The sequence below is a fragment of the Leifsonia sp. McL0618 genome, from assembly GCF_049994905.1.
In the GTDB taxonomy this organism is placed as follows: Bacteria; Actinomycetota; Actinomycetes; order Actinomycetales; family Microbacteriaceae; genus Diaminobutyricibacter.
Genome location: NZ_CP188258.1, coordinates 1,626,216 through 1,646,455, shown reverse-complemented (window position 1 = coordinate 1,646,455; position 20,240 = coordinate 1,626,216). Strand labels below are relative to the sequence as shown.

Annotated in this window: 16 protein-coding genes and 1 riboswitch; of the genes, 10 read left to right on the top strand and 6 right to left on the bottom strand. The window is 67.6% G+C overall.

Annotated features, from left to right (window positions below; all coding sequences use genetic code 11):
* Nucleotides 1-68: 68 nt before the first annotated feature.
* Entirely contained in the window at nucleotides 69-1,865 is a 1,797-nt protein-coding gene (locus tag ACPPVQ_RS07835) for an ABC transporter family substrate-binding protein (protein ID WP_426520315.1), read from the bottom strand.
* Between the two features lie 249 nt (nucleotides 1,866-2,114).
* Between ACPPVQ_RS07835 and ACPPVQ_RS07830 the strand changes: the two genes are divergently transcribed.
* Nucleotides 2,115-2,918 carry a CPBP family intramembrane glutamic endopeptidase gene (locus ACPPVQ_RS07830; protein ID WP_426520313.1) on the top strand — a complete coding sequence of 268 codons (804 nt, stop codon included), beginning with the start codon at nucleotides 2,115-2,117 and terminating at the stop codon, nucleotides 2,916-2,918.
* 19 nt (nucleotides 2,919-2,937) lie between these two features.
* Here ACPPVQ_RS07830 and gcvP read toward each other — a convergent pair whose 3' ends face one another.
* From gcvP to gcvT, 3 genes are read right to left on the bottom strand one after another with little or no spacing between them, the layout of a single operon-like run.
* The gene (gene gcvP, locus ACPPVQ_RS07825; protein ID WP_426520311.1) at nucleotides 2,938-5,838 is read right to left on the bottom strand and encodes an aminomethyl-transferring glycine dehydrogenase; all 2,901 of its coding nucleotides are present in this window, start codon (nucleotides 5,836-5,838) and stop codon (nucleotides 2,938-2,940) included.
* Nucleotides 5,839-5,852: 14 nt separating this feature from the next.
* A complete protein-coding gene (gene gcvH, locus ACPPVQ_RS07820; RefSeq protein WP_426520309.1) occupies nucleotides 5,853-6,224 on the bottom strand; it encodes a glycine cleavage system protein GcvH in 372 nt (123 codons plus the stop codon).
* Between the two features lie 2 nt (nucleotides 6,225-6,226).
* The gene (gene gcvT / locus ACPPVQ_RS07815) at nucleotides 6,227-7,444 is read right to left on the bottom strand and encodes a glycine cleavage system aminomethyltransferase GcvT (RefSeq protein WP_426520307.1); all 1,218 of its coding nucleotides are present in this window, start codon (nucleotides 7,442-7,444) and stop codon (nucleotides 6,227-6,229) included.
* A gap of 188 nt (nucleotides 7,445-7,632) precedes the next feature.
* A riboswitch (glycine riboswitch) is annotated at nucleotides 7,633-7,733 on the bottom strand.
* 617 nt (nucleotides 7,734-8,350) lie between these two features.
* On the opposite strand from gcvT, the gene ACPPVQ_RS07810 reads away from it, so the two are divergent.
* Genes ACPPVQ_RS07810 through ACPPVQ_RS07780 form a run of 7 tightly spaced genes read left to right on the top strand, consistent with a single transcriptional unit; the run spans nucleotide 8,351 to nucleotide 15,994 of the window.
* Nucleotides 8,351-9,121: an NUDIX hydrolase gene (locus tag ACPPVQ_RS07810; RefSeq protein WP_426521179.1), complete on the top strand. Its 771-nt coding sequence runs from the start codon at nucleotides 8,351-8,353 to the stop codon at nucleotides 9,119-9,121.
* Nucleotides 9,118-10,416 carry a quinolinate synthase NadA gene (nadA, locus tag ACPPVQ_RS07805; protein ID WP_426520305.1) on the top strand — a complete coding sequence of 433 codons (1,299 nt, stop codon included), beginning with the start codon at nucleotides 9,118-9,120 and terminating at the stop codon, nucleotides 10,414-10,416. Before ACPPVQ_RS07810 ends, nadA begins: the two co-directional genes overlap by 4 nt.
* A 1-nt stretch (nucleotide 10,417) precedes the next feature.
* On the top strand, nucleotides 10,418-11,986 hold the full coding sequence (gene nadB / locus ACPPVQ_RS07800; protein ID WP_426520303.1) for an L-aspartate oxidase: 1,569 nt from the start codon (nucleotides 10,418-10,420) through the stop codon (nucleotides 11,984-11,986).
* Nucleotides 11,980-12,897 (top strand): carboxylating nicotinate-nucleotide diphosphorylase, encoded by a 918-nt coding sequence (nadC, locus tag ACPPVQ_RS07795; protein WP_426520301.1) that lies wholly within the window; start codon nucleotides 11,980-11,982, stop codon nucleotides 12,895-12,897. Before nadB ends, nadC begins: the two co-directional genes overlap by 7 nt.
* Nucleotides 12,894-14,036 (top strand): cysteine desulfurase family protein, encoded by a 1,143-nt coding sequence (locus ACPPVQ_RS07790; RefSeq protein ID WP_426520299.1) that lies wholly within the window; start codon nucleotides 12,894-12,896, stop codon nucleotides 14,034-14,036. Before nadC ends, ACPPVQ_RS07790 begins: the two co-directional genes overlap by 4 nt.
* 37 nt (nucleotides 14,037-14,073) lie before the next feature.
* Nucleotides 14,074-15,603 (top strand): MDR family MFS transporter, encoded by a 1,530-nt coding sequence (locus ACPPVQ_RS07785; RefSeq protein WP_426520297.1) that lies wholly within the window; start codon nucleotides 14,074-14,076, stop codon nucleotides 15,601-15,603.
* A gap of 25 nt (nucleotides 15,604-15,628) precedes the next feature.
* Entirely contained in the window at nucleotides 15,629-15,994 is a 366-nt protein-coding gene (locus ACPPVQ_RS07780; protein ID WP_426520295.1) for an iron chaperone, read from the top strand.
* A gap of 35 nt (nucleotides 15,995-16,029) precedes the next feature.
* Here ACPPVQ_RS07780 and ACPPVQ_RS07775 read toward each other — a convergent pair whose 3' ends face one another.
* Nucleotides 16,030-16,524: a nucleoside deaminase gene (locus ACPPVQ_RS07775; RefSeq protein WP_426520293.1), complete on the bottom strand. Its 495-nt coding sequence runs from the start codon at nucleotides 16,522-16,524 to the stop codon at nucleotides 16,030-16,032.
* A gap of 105 nt (nucleotides 16,525-16,629) precedes the next feature.
* On the opposite strand from ACPPVQ_RS07775, the gene ACPPVQ_RS07770 reads away from it, so the two are divergent.
* Entirely contained in the window at nucleotides 16,630-17,199 is a 570-nt protein-coding gene (locus ACPPVQ_RS07770; protein WP_426520291.1) for a carboxymuconolactone decarboxylase family protein, read from the top strand.
* A gap of 62 nt (nucleotides 17,200-17,261) precedes the next feature.
* Nucleotides 17,262-17,909, top strand: a complete 648-nt coding sequence (locus ACPPVQ_RS07765) for an alpha/beta family hydrolase (protein ID WP_426520289.1) — start codon at nucleotides 17,262-17,264, stop codon at nucleotides 17,907-17,909.
* A 47-nt stretch (nucleotides 17,910-17,956) separates the two neighbouring features.
* Here ACPPVQ_RS07765 and ACPPVQ_RS07760 read toward each other — a convergent pair whose 3' ends face one another.
* Complete coding sequence (locus tag ACPPVQ_RS07760) at nucleotides 17,957-20,125, bottom strand: hypothetical protein (RefSeq protein WP_426520287.1); 2,169 nt, start codon at nucleotides 20,123-20,125, stop codon at nucleotides 17,957-17,959.
* Nucleotides 20,126-20,240: the final 115 nt, after the last annotated feature.

Sequence of the window (20,240 nt, the reverse complement as noted above, 5' to 3'; positions counted from 1 at the left end):
CGCTTCAGCGCCCCGAGTGGGTTTTTGGTCCCCGAGGCCGAGGCCCCGGGGACCGAATCAGTCGAAGGCTACTTCTTGGAAGCCTTGACCGACCACTGCCAGAAGTTCCAGAACGGACCGCTCTGGCCACCGTTGTACTTCACACCGTCCACGCGGGTGCTGACACCGAAGATGCCGGGCAGCTGGAACAGCGGCAGACCGTAAGCGTCGCTGAAGGTCTGCTTGTCGATCTTGTTCTCGGTCTGGACCAGGTTGTTCTTGTCCGTCATGGTCTGGGTCGAGTTGGCAAGCTCACCCGTGCCCGAGTAGTTGTTGTAGTTACCACCCGAGCCGACAGGACCGAAGACCTGGGTCAGCTGCTGTGTACCTGCACCAGGCGAGATCCAGCCGAACAGCACGGCGTCGTACGAGCCGTCGCCCAGCTTCTTCGACCAGTCCGGGTTGCCCGCGTTGACGATCTTGAATCCGGCCTTCGTGGCAGATGCCTGGATGGCCTGGAACTCGTCGACACGGTTCGGGTTGTTGGTGTTGTACATGATGCTCACGGTCGGGGTCTTGCCCGCGAGGAGCGTCTTGGCGCCTGCGATGTCGACCTTGTTGTAAGCGTCAGAACCGTTCTGCTTGACCGAATCCGCGTACTCCGTCTGGTTGGGGAGGAAGATCTGCGAGTTCAGGACCTTGGCCTTCGGGTTCACCGGGGTGACGATCGAGTCCAGGATCTGCTGGCGCGGGATCGTCAGCAAGAACGCCTTGCGGACATTGGGATCCGAGAAGACGCCGGACTTGCTGAAGGTCAGGTCGAGGTGGTCGTACGACGCCTGGTCGCCCGCGAGCACCTTTGCGGTGGTGTTCTTCAGAGCGGTCAGCGTGTCAGCCGACGCCTGCGGGTTGATGACATCGACCTCACCGTTCTGGAGAGCGGTGACCTGGGCGCTTGCATCGCCGATGAAGCGGAACACGATCTTGTCCACGTTCGGCTTGAGGCCGCCCGCGTAGTACTTGTTCTGCACCATGGTGAGCGACTGGCCGGGGGTCCACGAGTCGACGACGAACGGGCCGCTGGCGACCAGCAGGTCCTTGTCGGTCGGCATCGCAGTGACGTCGTAGCCGGTGTTGACGAAGTCAGCAGCCTTCTTCAGCGTCGGGTCCGGAGCGGCCGGGTTGGACTTGTCGCCGTGGGGCAGGTTCTTCAGCAGCGACGTCAGCGCGGCGGCGTTGCTGAGGCCGGCCTTCTTGGCGACGATGTGTGCAGGCTGCGCCATCGGGTCGACGAGCTCCCAGTCCACGTACGGCTTGGCGTAGGTGAGGGTGATCGACGTGTTGTTGTCACCGATCGTCGGGAAGGCGGTCTGGTCGAGGCCCACGGTGCTGCCGGCGTACTGGAAGTACTGGGTGCCCTTGGTGACCTTGCCGCTGGCCTGGTCGATCGTGGCGGAGTCGTAGTAGCCGGACTGGATCGCCCAGCCGAGGACCATGTCGTCAGCAGTGACGGGCTGTCCATCGGACCACTTGTCGTCCTTGTTGAGCGTGTACTTGACGGTCAGCGGGTTGTCTTTGACCTTCTCGAACTTGCCGAACTTGTCGTCGTGGACGATCTTGAAGTTGTTGTCGATGTACTGGAAGCCCGTGCCGTACGAGCCATCCAGGTATCCGACCTGGCCGTTGGTGTCCAGGTTGCCCTGCGGCGTCTGCGAGTTGAACGACGTGAAGTCGTTGACGACTGCGACGGTCACCGTGCCGCCATGGGCAGCTGTCGACTGACCCGTGCTGCCGGACGTGGTGCAGGCTGTGAGCGCAACTGCTGCGACGCCGACAATGGCGATAGCGGTAGCGGCGTGCCTGACCTTTCTTCCTTGGATGTGCAATGTTCCTCCTGTGCGAAGTGTGCGACGGCATGGGCGCGCGAGTCACCCGCACCGCGCTGGATAAGAATGACCATAGGTACGGTTGACTGGGAATGCAAAACGGGGCGCGGAAACGTTACACACTGGTAACTCAGTCGCCGGTTTTTTGCATAGAGCACACGAAAGCTGCATATTGGCTTGGCATCCTGCAACAAATTGCCTTTGCGCAGCATGTTCCCGGTGGTATGCGCGAACTGGGAGGATTCCCCTATGGAGAAAGCGAAGGCGCTGACGCCGTGGCAGTCAGAGACGGCAGTGGCGCGGGAGGACCGACCGCGGCTGTGGTGGGAAGTCGCGATCGTCCTCGGGCTCTCGCTCGGGGCATCCGCCATCTATTCCGTCGTCAATATCATCGCGCGACTGACGGCCGGGACTCCGCTGTCCAATCAGTCGGCGACGATCAACGGCTCGCAATCGACCCGTGAGTGGCTCGACTTCACCTACCAGTTCCTGGCGATCTTCTTCGATCTCTTCGCCGTCGCGCTCGTCATCTACCTGCTCTGGCGCCCGGGCAGGAGCACGTTCCGCCGCATCGGCCTCGACTTCGCCCAGCCCGGGAGGGATGTGCTGGGCGGCCTCGCGCTGGTGGCGGTCATCGGCGTTCCCGGGCTCGTTCTCTACTTCGTCGGGCGGGCGCTCGGGCTGACGGTCAATGTCATCCCGGCCCCCCTCGACAGCCACTGGTGGACGGTACCCATCCTCATCCTCGCTGCGCTGCGGGCAGCGCTCCAGGAGGAGGTCATCGTCGTCGGCTACCTCTTCACGCGGCTGAGGCAGCTCGGATGGTCGCGCTGGGCGATCATCCTCGGGGCGGCAACGCTGCGGGGCAGCTATCACCTCTACCAGGGCATCGGCCCCTTCTTCGGCAACTTCGCGATGGGGGTCGTCTTCGGGTGGTGCTACACCCGGTGGGGCCGAGTGATGCCGCTCGTCATCGCGCACTGGATCATCGACATCGCGTCGTTCGTCGGCTATCCCCTCGCCGTCACCTGGTGGCCTGCGCTGTTCCGCTGACCACCAGGCGAGGGTGCTCTTATGCGAATGCCTCGGGCGGCGGGCAGGCGCAGAAGAGGTTGCGGTCACCCCAGGCCTGGTCGATGCGGCGCACCGGCGGCCAGTACTTCGAGCGCACGAGGCCGGGCACGGGGTAGACCGCCTGCTCCCGCGAATACGGGTGCGACCACTCGCCCACGACGACCGACTCGGCGGTGTGCGGAGCGCCACGGAGCGGGTTGTCGTCGGCCGGCCACGATCCGGCTTTCACCGCATCCGCCTCGGCCTTGATCGAGATCATGGCCGTGACGAAGCGGTCCAGCTCCCCCAGGTCTTCGCTCTCGGTCGGCTCGACCATCAGTGTCCCCGCAACCGGGAAGCTCATCGTCGGGGCGTGGAAACCATAGTCGATCAGGCGTTTTGCGACATCGTCCACGGTCACTCCCGTTGCTTCGGTGAGCGGGCGCAGGTCGAGGATGCACTCGTGGGCGACGAGGCCGTTGTCGCCCGCGTACAGCACCGGGTAGTGTTCGCGCAGGCGGGCCGCTATGTAGTTCGCCGCGAGCACCGCAGCACCCGTCGCCCGGGTGAGGCCCTCCTCGCCCATCATCCGTACGTACGCCCAGCTGATCGGCAGGATGCTCGGGCTGCCGTACGGCGCTGACGAGACCGGCCCGCCGGCGTGCACGGCACGTCCTTCGCCGCCGAGGTAGTGGTCGGCGCGCTGCGCGAGCGGGTGCCCGGGCAGGAACGGCGCGAGGTGAGCCTTCGCGGCGACAGGACCGACACCGGGGCCGCCGCCGCCGTGCGGAATGCAGAACGTCTTATGGAGGTTCAGGTGGCTGACATCTCCGCCGAAGTCGCCGAACCGGGCGAAACCGAGGAGAGCGTTGAGGTTCGCACCGTCGACGTAGACCTGTCCCCCGGCGTCGTGGACGGCCTGGTTGATCGCCGCGATCTCGTGTTCGTACACGCCGTGGGTCGACGGGTAGGTCACCATCAGCGCGGCAAGCGCGTCGGCGTTCGCGTCGATCTTCGCATGCAGGTCGTCGAGGTCGACGTTGCCCAGGTCGTCACAGGCCACGACCACGACCGACATCCCGGCGAGGACGGCGGATGCCGCATTCGTGCCGTGCGCGCTCTGCGGGATCAGGCACACCGTGCGCTGCAGGTCGCCGCGCGAACGGTGGTAGCCGCGGATCGCCAGCAGGCCGGCGAGCTCACCCTGGCTGCCCGCGTTCGGCTGCAGCGACACCGAGTCGTAGCCGGTGACATCGGCCAGCCACGTCTCGAGCTGGTCGATCAGGTGCAGGTAGCCGTCGACATCCGACGCGGGAGCGAACGGGTGGATGCTCGCGAACTCCGGCCAGGTCACCGCTTCCATCTCGGTCGCGGCGTTGAGCTTCATCGTGCACGAGCCGAGGGGGATCATGCCGCGGTCGAGTGCGTAGTCCTTGTCGGCGAGGTACTTGAGGTACCGCATCATCGCCGTCTCGGAATGGTGCGTGTTGAACACCGGGTGTGTCAGGTACGCGGATGCCCGTTCGAGCGACGCATCGAACGAACGGAAGCCGCCTGCCGCAGCCGAATCCGTCACCATCGGTGCCGAGCCGGGCGCGAACACGTCGACGAGCTCAGCGAGCAGGGTTCCGGTGCGGATGTCGTCTGCGGACGGCTCGTCGATGCTGAGCGCGACGGTCACGGCGTCGACGCCGTGGAGCAGGATGCCGCGCTCATGAGCACGACGCACGGTCGCATCCGCATCTGCGACAGCGATCTCGAGCGTGTCGAAGTACGACTCCGAGCGCACGTCGACGCCCGCGTCGCGCAGGGCTGCCGCGACGGCGCCGGCAGCGGAATGCACGGAGAGCCCGATCGCCTTCAGCCCACGGGGACCGTGGTACACGGCATACATGCCGGCCATGACGGCGAGGAGGACCTGGGCCGTGCAGATGTTCGAGGTGGCCTTCTCGCGCCGGATGTGCTGTTCGCGGGTCTGAAGGGTGAGGCGGTACGCGGGCTTGCCGACGGCATCCTGCGAGACGCCGACCAGGCGGCCCGGGAGCTGCCGTTCGAGGCCTGCGCGAACCGCCATGTAGCCGGCGTGCGGACCGCCGAAGCCGAGGGGCACGCCGAAGCGCTGGCTGGTACCGACTGCGACGTCCGCTCCGAGCTCGCCGGGCGACGTCAGGAGCGTGAGGGCGAGGAGGTCGGCGGCCACTACGGCGACGGCGCCGGTGGACTTCGCTGCCGCGATCACGTCGCCCGGGTTCCAGACCCGGCCGGAAGCGCCCGGGTACTGCACGAAGATGCCGAAGGCGTCGGCGAGTTCGGGAGACGAGGCGTCGACGCTGTGCAGGTCGAGGACGGCGAGGTCGATGCCCACCGCATCCGCTCGGTTCTGCAGCAGCGCGAGCGTCTGCGGGAAGGTGTCCGCGTCCACGATGAAACGCTTCGACGCGACCTTGGAGGCGCGACGGGCCAGCAGCATTCCTTCGACGACCGCTGTTCCCTCGTCGAGCATCGACGCGTTCGCCGTGTCGAGACCGGTCAGGTCGGCGACCATCGTCTGGAAGTTGATCAGCGCCTCGAGGCGGCCCTGCGAGATCTCGGGCTGATACGGGGTGTACGCCGTATACCAACTCGGATTCTCGAGCACGTTCCGCTTGATGACGGCTGGGGTGACGGTGCCGTAATAGCCGAGACCGATCAGCGGACGGTTGACGGTGTTGCGCGACGCGATCGAGCGCAGTTCGGCGAGCGCCGCGCGTTCGCTTGCGGGTGACGGCAATGCGGACACCCGCGACTCGTCGAGCTGGATCGAGGTGGGCACGGCGGCCTTGACGAGCTCCTCGACGCTGTCGAAGCCGAGGAGATCGAGCATGGTGGACTGCGCGTCGTCATCCGTGCCGATGTGACGCGAGGAGAACAGTTCTGTCATTGGGGTGGTAAGCCTCACTCGCCGATGATGGCGGAGTATTCCTCGTAGCTGAGAAGGGTGGGAAGAGCAGAGAACGTGACCTTGACCAGCCAGCCTTCGCCGAAGGGATCGCTGTTGACGAGCTCCGGTGCGGCGACGACGGCGTCGTTCACCTCGGCGACCGTGCCGTTCACCGGAGCGAACAGCTCGCCGACCGACTTCGTGGACTCGATCTCGCCGACGACCTTGCCCTCGGCGATGTCGCTGCCGACGGTGGGCAGCTCGACGAACACGACATCGCCCAGCTTCTCGGCGGCGTAGGCGGTGATTCCCACGGTCGCGGTGTCGCCGTCGACGAGGATCCACTCGTGCTCGGCGGTGTACTGGAGATCCTGCGGAGCAGCCATGTTCAGTTCTTCTTTCTGCTGTAGAAGGGGAGGGCGGTGACGGTGAAACCGAGGCGGGTGCCGCGGATGTCGACGTGGAGTTCCGTTCCGGGCCGCGCGAACGCGGGGGCGACGTATGCCATCGCAATCGGCACACCGATGGTCGGCGAGAGGGCGCCGCTGGTGACGACGCCGACGGTCTCATCGGCGTCGGTCGCCGCGTCGGACGCATAGACCGGGTAGCCCGCCCGCGCGGCGCGCTTGCCGTGGCCCATCAGGCCGACGAGCACCGGCGCCGTCGAGTCCGGACCGACCTCGCTCGCCGCGCGGCCGACGAAATCCGTCTCCTTCGCCAGGTTGACCACGCGGCCGAGACCCGCCTGCGCGGGGAACGTGCCGAGATCGAGCTCGTGGCCGTACAGCGGCATACCGGCCTCGAGTCGGAGCGTGTCGCGGCTGGCGAGACCGGCGGGGACGAGACCCTGCTCGGAACCGGCCTCGAGCAGCGCATCCCAGACCGTGCGGGCGATGTCGGGCGAGACATACAGTTCGAAGCCGTCCTCGCCGGTGTAGCCGGTGCGGGCGACGAGCACCGGATGCTGGTCGAACGTCGCTGCGAACGACCAGTAGTACTTGAGTGTGTCGAGCTTCTCGGCGAACCCGTCGCCGTCGAGCGCCCCGCCTTCGACAGCGAACTCGCGGACCGCGGCGAGGATCGACAACGCTGCCGGCCCTTGCACGGCGATGAGGGCGATCTCGTCGCTCTCATCGAATACCTCGGCTTCGAACGGTGCGGTGCGGTCGCGCAGCTCCTCGGCGACGATCGCGCGATTCGACGCATTCGCGACGACCATGAAGCGGTCGTCGCCGGTGCGGTAGACGACGAGGTCGTCGACGATCCCGCCTGATCGGGAGAGCAGCAGGCTGTACTTCGCCTGGTCCACCGAGATCGCCGAGAGCTTGCCGGCCAGTGCGTAATCGAGAGCCTCAGCGGCCTCCGGGCCGACGACGAAGATCTCGCCCATATGCGACAGGTCGAAGAGCCCGGCAGCGGTGCGCACGGCGTGATGCTCGGCGAGGTCGCTCGAATAGCGGACCGGCATCTGCCAGCCTGCGAAGTCGGTGAACGAGGCGCCGGCGTCGACATGCGCATCGTGGAGGGGGGACAAGCGTTCGGTGCTGGTCTCGGTGGCGCTGGTGTCGGCGCCCGTGCCGCTGGCGTCGGTGTCGTGCGAGGTCATGAGTTCTCCGGTCTTCGCCGGCCGGGGCCGAATCGAGAGTGCGGCAGACCCGCGTCACGGGTCTGCACAAGAACTCCCCCTCTGTCATCCGGCCTGAGAGTTTCACCGCGCCCTCGCGGGTCGCGACTTTCACCGTGGGCGAGGACTGCCACGCCTGGTCGGCGTGCAGTTCTGCTTTTCAGAGTGGCCAGTCCGATGCGGTACGCGTACCTGAGAGATTGTCGGGGAGGATTGCTCCTTCGGTGCCGGTCGTGCACTCGCGTGCCGCCGGCTCTCCCGCATCGACCTCGATGGCCCAGTATTCAGTTGGCTTTCTCAGCGCCTGTACTCATTCGCGCAGACGCCCTGTCAGCATACCGCGACGCGCGCACAGGCGGCGCCATGCCGCCTCGCCTGCGCATGCGCCGGCACCGACCTCGCGATCGGGCTCATTTTGTCGCTGAGCGCGCGATGCAGCGGCAGAAGGTGCCTGACGAAGGCCGGGTCGGGCGACCTGTGGAGAGAATCGGAGGCCCGGGCGTCGAAAGGGCATGGTGGGAGGCCTCGGGTGGTGCGGCACGGCCCGTTCCGGACGCGGGATGCACGCGCTGCGGGAGTCAGTGCCCGACCTCATCCGCACGGCAGCCCTTTTCGACGCTGGAGAACACGTTTTCCGGATCGGCGCCGAGCAGCTCCGGAGGCTGGACACGTTCCTTGCCCAACTTCGGACGATCCTCATCGCACGCGGATGGTCACCCACCTCACTGTGACGATCGGACAGTCTTGTCGCTTGAAGCGCGGACTCGCGGCAAAAGCCGGCCGATCGCGCAGGCGTGAAGCTTCGATTCGCACTTCGGGTCAGGTTGACACTAAGATGGGTCAACACTTAGAGTCATGATGACCCTTAGAGATCAAGCGAAGGAACCCATGGTCCCGAACGAGCAGCGGATGCCCGGGCACGCGAGCGCAACACTCGCGGTCTCGACGGTGATCTTCGCGCTCCGGCGAGAAGACGAGGCCGACCTGGCGACCGTCTGGCTCCCGCTGGTGCGCCGCATCCGCACCCCGTTCGAAGGCAGCTGGGCCCTCCCGGGCGGCCCGTTGCGCAGCGACGAGGACCTGGCCGCCGCCGCCGCCCGCTCGCTCAACGAGACCACGGGGCTCACGCCGCGCTACCTGGAGCAGCTCTACGCGTTCGGTGACGTCGGGCGTTCGTCCGGCGGCCGCGTCGTCTCGATCGTGTACTGGGCGCTCGTGCGCAACGAGGAAGCGGAGCAGGCCAGCGTCGGCGAGAACGTGCGGTGGTTCCCCGCCGACGACCTGCCCGAACTGGCTTTCGACCACAACCTCATCGTCGAATACGCCCTCTGGCGTCTGCGCAACAAGATGGAGTACAGCCGCATCGCTCACGCGTTCCTCGGCGAGACGTTCACGCTCGCGCAGCTTCGCGAGGTGCACGAGGCCGTGCTCGGGCGCGCGCTCGACCCGGCGAACTTCCGGCGGGCGATCGAGGCGTCGAACGCGGTCGTGGCCACCGACGAAGTACTGAGCGGCACCCGCCACCGGCCCCCGCGCCTCTATCGCTACAACTCGGCGATCGACCTGGCCGACCAGGGCCCGCTCCCCCGGCCGAGCGCACGCCCCCCGATCCCGACAGAAGACTCCGAGCACCTGAACGACGAAGGACAGTACGCATGAGCATCACCGCATCGGTCGACACCACCATCCAGCTCATCGCCAGCGGCGCGACCGGCGGCGAGACGTGCAGCCCCGACCTCGCCGACGGCCCCTGGGTGTTCGACCTGCAGGAGCCGGGCTACGGTCCGGGCGCCTCGATGGCCGACCCCATCCCCGCGGCGGCGCCCCGACAGGGCGAACTGCCCGAGGAGTACCGCACAGCAAGCGCGGATGAGCTGCACGACCGCATCCTCGCCGCCAAAGCCACGCTCGGCGATCGCGTCGTGACGCTCGGCCACTTCTACCAGCGCGACGAAGTCGTGCAGTACGCGGACTTCGTCGGCGACTCGTTCCAGCTCGCGAACGCGGCAAAGGCGAAGCCCGAAGCCGAGGCGATCGTCTTCTGCGGCGTGCATTTCATGGCCGAGACCGCCGACCTGCTGTCGCGGCCGGAGCAGGCGGTCATCCTCCCCAACCTCGCGGCAGGATGCTCGATGGCGGACATGGCCGACATCGACTCGGTCTCCGAGTGCTGGGAGCAGCTCGAGGAACTCTACGGAACAGAGCCGGATGCCGACGGCCGCATGCCGGTCATCCCGGTCACCTACATGAACTCGTCCGCCGCCCTCAAAGGCTTCTGCGGCGAGCACGGCGGCATCGTCTGCACGTCGTCGAACGCGGAGACCGTGCTGAAGTGGGCCTTCGAGCGCGGCCAGCGGGTGCTCTTCTTTCCCGACCAGCACCTGGGGCGCAACACCGCCAAGGCGATGGGCGTTCCGCTGGAACAGATGCCGCTCTGGAACCCGCGCAAGCCGTTCGGCGGGAACGACACGGCGGCTCTGGCCGATGCCCGCGTGATCCTCTGGCACGGGTTCTGCTCCGTTCACAAGCGTTTCACCGTCGGTCAGATCGAGGCTGCGCGGGCGCAGTACCCGGATGTCCGCGTCATCGTGCACCCGGAATGCCCGATGCCCGTGGTCGACGCGGCCGACGAATACGGCTCGACGGACTACATCGTGAAGGCGATCGCGGCGGCTCCTGCCGGGTCGACGTTCGCGATCGGCACCGAGATCAACCTCGTGCAGCGGCTCGCCGCGGAGTACCCGCAGCACACGATCTTCTGCCTCGACTCGGTCGTGTGCCCGTGCTCGACGATGTACCGCATCCACCCCGGCTATCTCGCCTGGGTGCTCGAGGGTCTCGTGCACGGCGAGATCCGCAACCGGATCACGGTGACGGACGACGTCGCCGCACCGGCGCGCGTGGCGCTCGAGCGCATGCTCGCGGCCAAGCCGAACACGACGATGGCGGCCTGACATGTCCCGGGTGGTCGTCGTCGGCAGCGGTGTCGCCGGACTGATCGCGGCTCTCGAAACGAGCCGGTTCCACGACGTGACGGTCGTGACGAAGGCTGAGCTCGCCGAAAGCAACACGGCATACGCGCAGGGCGGCATTGCCGCGGTGGTCTTCCCCGACGACAGCGTTGAAGAGCACGTGGCCGACACGCTCGCCGCGGGCGCAGGTCTCGGCGATGCCGAAGCGGTCGAGGTGCTGTGCAGCGAGGCGCCCGGGCGCATCCGCGACCTCCTCGATCTCGGAGTCCGCTTCGACACCACGGGTTCGGAGCTCGCGCGCGGGCTGGAGGCGGCCCATTCGCACGCGCGGGTGCTGCACGCAGGCGGCGACGCGACCGGCGCGGAGATCGAGCGAGCGCTCGTGCGGGCTGTGCGGGCATCCGCCACCCGGGTGCTCGAGCACACGTTCCTCACGGACATCGTCATCGACGACGCAGGGCACGCCGCGGGGGTCGAGGTGCTTCTCGAGAACGGAACGGCGCTCACCATTGAGGCGGATGCCGTGGTGCTCGCCAGCGGCGGGGCCGGGCAGCTGTTCCTGCACACCACGAACCCGACGGTGACCACCGGCGACGGCGTGGCGGCGGCCTGGCGCGCGGGAGCGGAGCTGGCCGATGTCGAGTTCTACCAGTTCCACCCAACGGCGCTGGCGACCGGAGGCTCCTTCCTTGTATCCGAGGCGGTGCGGGGCGAAGGCGCCGTGTTGCGCAACGCTGCCGGCGAACGGTTCATGCTCGACGTGCACCCGGCCGCCGAGCTGGCGCCGCGCGACGTCGTCGCCCGCGGCATCGCCGTGGAGATGGCAGCTCAGGGCGGCAAGCCGGTGCTCCTCGATGCGACCGGTCTCGGCGCCGGATTCCTGGCACACCGCTTCCCGACGATCGACGCAGCGTGTCGTCGCGCAGGCTACGACTGGTCGCGCGTACCGATCCCGGTCACGCCGGCGGCCCACTACTGGATGGGCGGCGTAGCCACGGACACGCGCGGGCGCTCAACGGTGCCAGGGCTCTACGCGGTCGGCGAGGTCGCCTGCACCGGAGCGCACGGCGCGAACCGGCTGGCGTCGAACTCCCTGCTGGAGAGCATCGTCTTCGCCCACCGGGCCGCGGGCGACCTGGCGGGCGGAGTTCCCGCGGTGTGGGAGTGGCGAGAGCAGGGGGCCGGGTGGACGCGCGGGGTCGGGGCGGCATCCGTTGCCGACGGGTCCTGGGGCAGGCCGGAGGCGGCCACGACCGTCGACCGCGCGCAGCTCCAGGCGCTGATGTGGTCGGCCGCCGGCGTGCACCGTTCACGCGAAGGGCTCGAGGAGGCGCTGCGCACACTCGACGGATGGCGCGCGAGCGAATCGGAGACACCGACCCGCGGCGAACGGGAAGACGCCAACCTGCTGCAGCTCGCACGCATCCTCGTCTCGTCTGCACTCGAGCGCGAGGAGTCGCGCGGGGCACATTTCCGTTCGGACTTCCCGGCCCCCCGCGACGCGTTCGCGCTGCAGCTCATCCACGCCAGAGAGGTGACCGTACCGTGCTGACCCCCCAGATCATCGATACCGTCGTCAGGGCCGCCCTGCTCGAGGATGCGCCCTGGGGCGACATCACCTCTGAGCTGCTCATTCCCGAAACGGCATATGCCACAGCGCGCCTGGTCGCACGCGAGCCCGGGGTGTTCAGCGGCGGGGCCGTGTTCGCCGCGGCCATGACGGCCACAGACCCGGGCATCCGCACCCAACTGCTCGTCGCAGACGGTGAACGGTTCGAGAAGGGCGCAGTGCTCGCGGTCGTCTCCGGTCGCGCCCGCGCCGTGCTGCAGGCGGAGCGCGTCGGCCTGAACCTGGTGCAGCGGATGAGCGGCATCGCAACGCTGACCGCCCGGTACGTGAGCGAGATCGCGCACACCCGCGCACGCATCGTCGACACGAGGAAGACGACGCCCGGGCTCCGTGCCTTCGAGCGCCACGCCGTGCGGTCCGGTGGAGGCCAGAACCACCGCTTCTCGTTGTCCGACGCCGTGATGGCCAAGGACAACCACCTGGCCGTGCTGACGTCGCAGAGCGGACTGAGCGTGACGGATGCGCTCCGTGCGGTGCGTGCGCAGCTCTCGCACACGACACACCTCGAAGTCGAAGTGGATCGCATCGACCAGATCGAGCCCGTTCTGGCGGCCGGCGTCGACACGATCATGCTCGACAACTTCACGATCGATCAGCTGCGCGAGGGGGTTGCGCTCGTCGCCGGCCGCGCCCTCGTCGAGGCGAGCGGCAACGTCAACCTGTCGACGGTGCGGTCTATTGCCGAGACCGGCGTCGATGTGATCTCGGTCGGCGCGCTGACGCACAGCGTTCGTGCGCTCGACCTCGGGCTGGATGTGGGCATCGCGGATGCGGATACGGGCGCGGGCGCTGAGGCTGGTGCTGGCGCGGACGAGAGTGCGGCGACGCCGTGATGTACCTGGATGCGGCGGCGACATCCGCCGTGCGCCGCGAAGTTCTCGAGGCGATGTGGCCATACCTCACCGGCGACTTCGGCAATCCGTCGAGTCACCACACGGTCGGGGAATCCGCCGCCCGGGCGCTTGCCGGCGCGCGCGCGACCGTCGCCGACTGGCTCGGCTGCCGGCCATCGGATGTCGTCTTCACCTCGGGAGGCACCGAAGCGGACAACCTGGCCGTCAAAGGAATCGCACTCGCGACGCCGCGCGGCAGGCACATCGTCACCACGCGCATCGAGCACGAGGCGGTGCTCGAATCCATCGACTACCTGCGGCGCATCCACGGTTTCGAGGCGACGTTCGTCGACGTCGACGCGACCGGGCTCGTCGACCCCGCCGATTTCGCTGCAGCCCTCCGCGGCGACACCACCCTCGCCACGGTGATGCTCGCGAACAATGAAGTGGGAACGGTGCAGCCGGTTGCCGGGCTCGCCGCGATCGCGCGACAGCGTGGGATTCCCTTTCATACGGATGCGGTCCAGGCGGCGGGCTGGCTCGACCTCGACACGTCGGCGCTCGGTGTCGACGCACTCAGCATCTCGGGCCACAAGCTGGGAGCCCCGAAAGGTGTCGGCGCGCTGTTCGTGCGCGGCCGCATCCCGCTCGAGCCGGTCATCCACGGCGGCGGCCAGGAGCGCGGGCGCCGCTCAGGCACCGAGAACGTGGCCGGCGCGGTCGGCCTCGCCGCTGCGATCCGCTTGGGCGCGGCCGGGAGGCAGTCCCGGGCAGATGCGGCCGCTGACGCACGGGATGCGTTCGTGGCGGCGGTGCTGGCTCGGGTGCCGCGCGCCGCGCTGACCGGTCATCCGACGCTTCGACTGCCGGCCACGGCATCGTTCGTGTTCCCCGGAACGAGCGGCGAGAGCGTGCTGCTGGAGCTGGAACGGCGCGGGATCGTCAGCTCCAGCGGATCTGCGTGTGCGGCCGGCAGTGACGAGGCGTCTCACGTGCTCCTCGCGCTGGGCTTCGACGACGAGGTCGCACAGACGGCGGTGCGGTTCTCGTGGAGCCCGGAGGTCGGCGCGGCCGACCTGGCGGTGGTGGCGGATGCGGTGGCCGAGGCCGTCGAAACCGTCGCGTCGATTACGCAGTGAGTGAACATCGGCAGAGTTAATCTGCCGGCAACGCTCCATGTCGGCGGCTCTCGATACTGTGGAACGCGTGACTGAGAAAGAGGCTCCTTCCGTCGATGTCATCGACGATGCACCGGCCGCCGCACCCGATCACACTGCCCGCAACAACCGGGTGATCTGGCTGATGCTGGCCGCGACGTTCGTCGTGATCCTCAACGAGACGATCATGAGCGTGGCGATCCGCAAGCTGATGGTCGACCTGCAGATCACGGCGATCGCCGCACAGTGGCTGTCGACCGCGTTCATGCTGACGATGGCGGTGGTGATCCCCATCACCGGGTTCCTGCTGCAGCGCTTCAACACCCGCCCGATCTTCATCGCGGCGATGTCCCTGTTCTCCCTCGGTACCGCCATCGCAGCTGTCGCCCCCGGCTTCCCGATCCTGCTCCTCGCGCGGGTGGTTCAGGCATCGGGCACCGCGATCATGCTGCCGCTGCTGATGACGACCCTGATGACGCTCGTTCCGGCTGCCAGCCGCGGGCGCACGATGGGCAACGTCTCCATCGTGATCTCCGTCGCTCCGGCGATCGGTCCGACTATCGCAGGCGTCATTCTCAACTCGCTGTCGTGGCGGTGGATCTTCATCATCGTGCTTCCGATCGCGCTCGTGATGCTGCTGATCGGCATCCGCCGTGTCGAGAACGTGAGCGAACCCGAAAAGGTGCCGATCGACGTCTTCTCGGTCATCCTGTCGGCGTTCGGTTTCGGTGGACTCGTCTACGGCCTCACCCAGATCGGACAGGTCGGTCCCGTGCCGGGCGAGATCGGCGGAGTGAATGTTCCGATGTGGGTGGCGCTCGGCGTCGGAGTGATCTCACTCGCGTCCTTCATCGCCCGCCAGCTCCTCCTCCAGCGCAAGGATCGCGCACTGCTCGACCTGCGCACGTTCCGGTTCCCGATCTTCACGGTCGCCATCGTTCTGATGGCGATCAGCACGGCATCCCTGTTCGGCACGATCATCGTGCTGCCGATCTACCTGCAGGAGGTGCTGCACCTCCAGCCGCTCGCGACGGGCCTGCTTCTCCTCCCCGGCGGTCTGATCATGGGCGTGCTCGCGCCGTTCGTTGGCCGGCTGTACGACCGGTTCGGCCCAACAGTGCTCGTCGTGCCCGGGTCGATCCTGGTCAGCGCCGTCATGTGGGCGCTCACGATGGTGACCGAAGACACGTCCCCCTACCTGCTGCTGTGCGCACATGTGGTGCTGAGCATCGGCCTCGCACTCATGTTCACCCCGTTGTTCACCGCCGGCCTCGGCGCTGTCACGCCGCACCTCTACTCGCACGCGAGCGCGCTCGTCGGCACCGTCCAGCAGGTCGCCGGCGCGGCCGGCACCGCCCTGTTCGTCGCGATCATGTCGGCGCAGACCGCCACGCTCCTCGCCGGGGGCGCTTCGGCAGACGCCGCCGCCGCGGGCGGTGTCCGCATGGCGTTCCTCGCCGGCGCGATCATCTCAGTGTTCGGCGTTGTCGGGTCGTTCTTCATCCGCAAGCCGGCCGACGCTCCGGCAGACCTCGCGTTCGCGCACTGAGTGCAGCGGATGTGGGGGCGATGACATGGCGCGCGGCATCGAGGCGGCAACCGTCGACGAATATCTCGAGCGGATGCCCGAACCATTCGGCAGTTCTCTCCGCGTCGTGCGCGACCGCCTGGTCGCGGCCATCCCCGATGTCGAACAGGTGATCAGCTACCGCGTCCCCATCTTCACATACCGTGGGCACGGCCTCGTCGGTCTCTCCGCCACGTCAACCCAATGCAGCCTGCTGCTCATGAGCCCGCCTGCCGCGAAAGCCCTCGCCGGAATGCTGGACGAGGGAACGCTGAAAGGCGCGACACTGCATTTCGACCCCGCGCATCCGCTCAGCGAGTCGACGATCCAACGGATCGTCGCCCTGCGCATCCACGAGCTTGACGCCCGCTGACCCCGCGCCGGGCTCTGGCTGGCGCGAGGCGCGCGCTACATACGGCGCAGCGCGCGGATAGCCTGCTGCTCGAAAAGGTCGCGGAGGGTCGCCTCGAGCTGGGGCGCTGGTCCGTCGGTCGGGATGCCCGGCGCGACCACTGAAATCGGGAGGCGCTCGACGGGGCCGGCAGGGAGTCCGCGCGCGGCGCGCCATCCGTTGGTCTGTGCGGCGGACGCGGCGTACACGATCCTCCCCAGCCCGACCCAAGCGTGAGCCGCCGAGCACATCGGGCAGTGCTCCCCCGACGTGTAGACGGTGGCTGTGGCGCGGGCATCCGCGGTCATGTTCCTCGCCGCCCAGCGTGCCAGCTCGAACTCCGGATGCATCGTCTCGTCGCCGCCGCCGACACGGTTCCGGTCCTCGCGCAGCACACGGCCGCTCTCGTCGACGAGCACCGAGCCGAACGGTTCGTCGCCCGCGTCAAGCGCTTCGCGTGCCAGCTCGACCGCGCGGAAAAGGAAGGTCAGGTCGTGTGCATCGATAGCCATGGTTCTCCACTGCGACTTTACGCCGCGGGGCGGTCGGGCCACCGGCGTTCCCTCGCGGGACGGTTGGTGAGAGCATATGAGCAGTAAAGGATCCGAGGTATTCTCATGTCGATTATCGCAGTTGCGCCTGAGGACGAGGCCACCGACCGTGTCGCCGAGTTCTATGCCGGGGACATCCGGGAACAAGGCTACGTGGCCAGCCATACCAAGGTGCTGACCGTCAATCCCGAAGCTTTCGCCGCCTGGAAAGACCTCATGCGCGCGATCGCCGGCCCGATGGACAAACGCCGTTTCGAGCTGGCCACGCTGGCCGCGGCTCTCGGCACGCGCTCGGTGCACTGCCGTCTCGCCCATGGCCGGAAATCGCTCGCATACATCGACGAAGACGAACTGGAGCGCATCGCCCGCGACTATCACGACGCCGGTCTGTCGGAGCAGGAGGTCGCGATCATGGAGTTCTCAGAGAAGGTGAGCCGGGCATCCGACACGATGACCGATGCGGACAGCGAGCGCCTCCGCGAGCTGGGACTCAGCGACAGGGAGATCGTGGATGTGGCACTCGCGGCCGCGGCACGCAACTACTACAGCCGCGCCATCCAGGCGCTCGCCGTACCGGTCGACGACTTCCCGGAGCTCAGCGACAGCCTGAAGGACGCGCTGCTTGCACCGCTGTGAGGCTGCGCAGACCCAGCAGCTCCCGCCCACGCTGACACGCCGGCACGAGTAGCGTCGGACGCATGGATGTCGACGTGCCGACCTCGCTCGGCCCCAGCCGGCTGGTCGTGGATGCAGCGGATCACCCGCGTGCCGTCCTCTGGCTCGGTCACGGTGCAGGCGGTGGCATCGGAGCCGTCGATCTCGCGGCCCTTGCCCGCGTGCTGCCTCAGCGGGGCATCACCGTGGCGCGGTACGAGCAGCCGTGGCGGGTCGCGGGTCGCCGGGTGGCCGCACGGCCCCCCTCCCTCGATGTCGCGTGGCGCGAAACGGCACCGGTGGTCGCGGAGCTCGCCGGCGGCCTGCCCATCGTGGTGGGCGGTCGGAGCGCCGGCGCCCGTGTCGCCTGCAGAACGGCCGGCGACGTCGGTGCCGCAGGCGTCGTCTGCCTCGCCTTCCCCTTGCACCCGCCCGGCAGTCCAGAGAAGTCGCGGCTGGAAGAACTGCTCACACCCGAAATACCGGTACTGGTGCTCCAGGGCGAGCGGGACACGTTCGGAAAGGCAGCCACGCTCATCGCCGAGGTGGGGGCACGGTCGAACATCCGGATCGTCCCCGTTCCGGGAGCGGACCACGGCATGAAAGTGGCGGCCGCGGCACCGCTCAACGCGCGCGGCGTGGCCGACCTGGTAACCACATCCGTCGCCGACTTCGTCGACGGGATCGTTTGACCACGCCCGGCACAGGGCCGGCGACCGAAGCCGCCGGCCCTGCTGGGTCAGCTTCCGAGCTGGTGTGCGCTCTGCAGCAGGCGATCTGCGGCGGCGAGCTGCCCGTCGGCGGCGCGTTCGTTGATCGCGGTGTGCCCGAAGGCCGCCCCGAGCAATTGCGAACGGATGGCGTCGGCCAACTGGTTGCGCTGCGCATCCAGTCGGTCGAGGCCGTTCTCGATGCGGGTGTAGGCGCTGTCGTCAGCGGCGCTTCCGCTCGCCAGCGCCTTCGTCGACGCGGTAAGCGTCGCGGCCGCGAACTCGCCGTTGGTCGCGAGGATCTGCTTGTACACCTGACCGAGCTTCAGCACGGTCTCGTGGTGCGCACGCAGGGCTGACGTCAACGCATCCGCCGACGCGATCTCGACGAGAACCCGTCCGTCGACCGGGTAGTCGTCGTGCAGGCCGGTCAGTGCGAGAAGGGTCGGCCGGGCATCCACCTGGTCTGTCCATGTAGTGTTGTCGACGCCGCGCGCCTTGACGCCGGGTCCCGCGTAGGCGGCCCAGATGTCCTGCATGTCGGGCAGAAGACCACCGTGGTTGTACGCGAACCGTGACGACGTGAAGACGCAGGCCTTCGAGCAGTTCGGCGCTCCACTGGTGATGAAGTCGTCCTCGCCCGAGAACGCCGTCAGCGTCGGTGTACGCGCCGGGTCCGAACTCACGAAGTGCAGGATCTTCTCCTCCACTGGATCCGCGAGCTGGTTCGCGACTTTGTCGGTACCGCCGGTGAGCGGGTTGGTGAAGCTCAGTGACGAGATGTCACGTCCGAGCTGGCGCACCGAAGCATCCGTGCGCGACGGGTTGCCAGTGACCCAGATGGCCGGTGCCGGATCGCTGTGGATGGCGAACGACGTGGTGTCGGCCTTCTGCGTTGCGAGCAGGCCGGGCAGATTGACGTTCACTTCGGACTTGGTCGCATACGAGCAGTAGTTGCCAACGGCACCCGTGCAGCTCGCCGGTGTCGGCTGGCTTCCCGAGAAATGGTCGCCTTCATCGGTGGTCACCACGAATTCGGTATTGGATGCGTTGATCCCGTCTTTCGCGAGGCGTGCGAAGAACTGCCCGAACGCCTTGTCATACGCCTGGAGCTGCTGCTCGTACGTCTGTTCCCCCGGACCGAGGTCGCCGGTGTTCGCGGCGGTGTGGTCGGTGTGCGCATCCGAGACGTAGATGTTCGTCACCGGCACGCCGTTCTCGAGCATCTGGGCGGCGTAGCCGAGTGAGTTCGTCGGCGTTTCTGAGTCGAAACCGGGGAAGCCGGGGTTGCCCGCAGCATCCGTGATGACCGAACCGTCCAGAGCCTGCACGGAGCCTGCCGGGCTGATCGCCGGCTGGATCTGGGCGTTGCCGAACAGCGCCTTGTATCCCGCGTAGCCTCCCGGCTCATCGGGAAGCGCGTCGGTCTGCCCGTTCGTGCAGAGGGATGCTCCGCTCGCGCAGTGCACGGCGAACCCGACGTAATCGGCTGCGGCCTTCGTCGGGTTGGCTGTGGCCTCGGCCTGTTGGGGTGAGCCTGCGCCGAAGACGGTCGTGATGTCCAGGCCCGTGTTCTCGAGCACCGTGTTCGACATGCCGACCTCGCCTACGTTGCAGCCCGCCCGCGTGTACGGAACCCAGGGCGCCGGGGCGTTCACATCGGTCGTGTTCGGCACGTTCTGGCGGTCGGCGGCGTACTGCACGTTGTAGTTCGTGTCAGCGGGGTGGCCGCTCGGGTCGACCAGTTTGTCCGTCCAGTACGAGAACGACAGGCCCGTGTGCGTCGCGCCGGCCTGGTCGTAGTAGCTGAAGCTGTTCGACTGGGTGATCGCATTGCGGTCGGGGTAGAGACCCGTCTGGTTGGCGACGAAGTTGGTCGCGGTGTGCGAGAGCACGTCGTGCGTGTTCGTCAGGATCACGCCGTTCGAGGTGAGAAAGTTGCGCAGCGTCGGAAGCTGCTCGAGGTCGCTCGGCACGTTGGGCTGGTTGCGCAGGCGGTCGACATTGTCGAACTGGATCTGCACCACGTGTTTGACGTCGTTGGCGAGATGGCAGGCATCCGCGGGCTGCGGATGCGGTGTTTGCGGACTGTTCGTCGCCTCCGCCGTTGCCGGTGCTGTGACGCCTGCCAGTGCGCCGGCGACCGCGAGCAAGCCGACGACGAATGCGCTGGTGGCGCGTTTCAGGTTGGTACCCATGTTCCCCTCCAGATCATGAAGTCCTTCGTCCTTCATAGGCCATCGGACTCCCCCATGTCGACCATCGGGTGAACATGAGGTGACAGTTCGTGCTCGTCTTCGGGCTGGCGTGTCC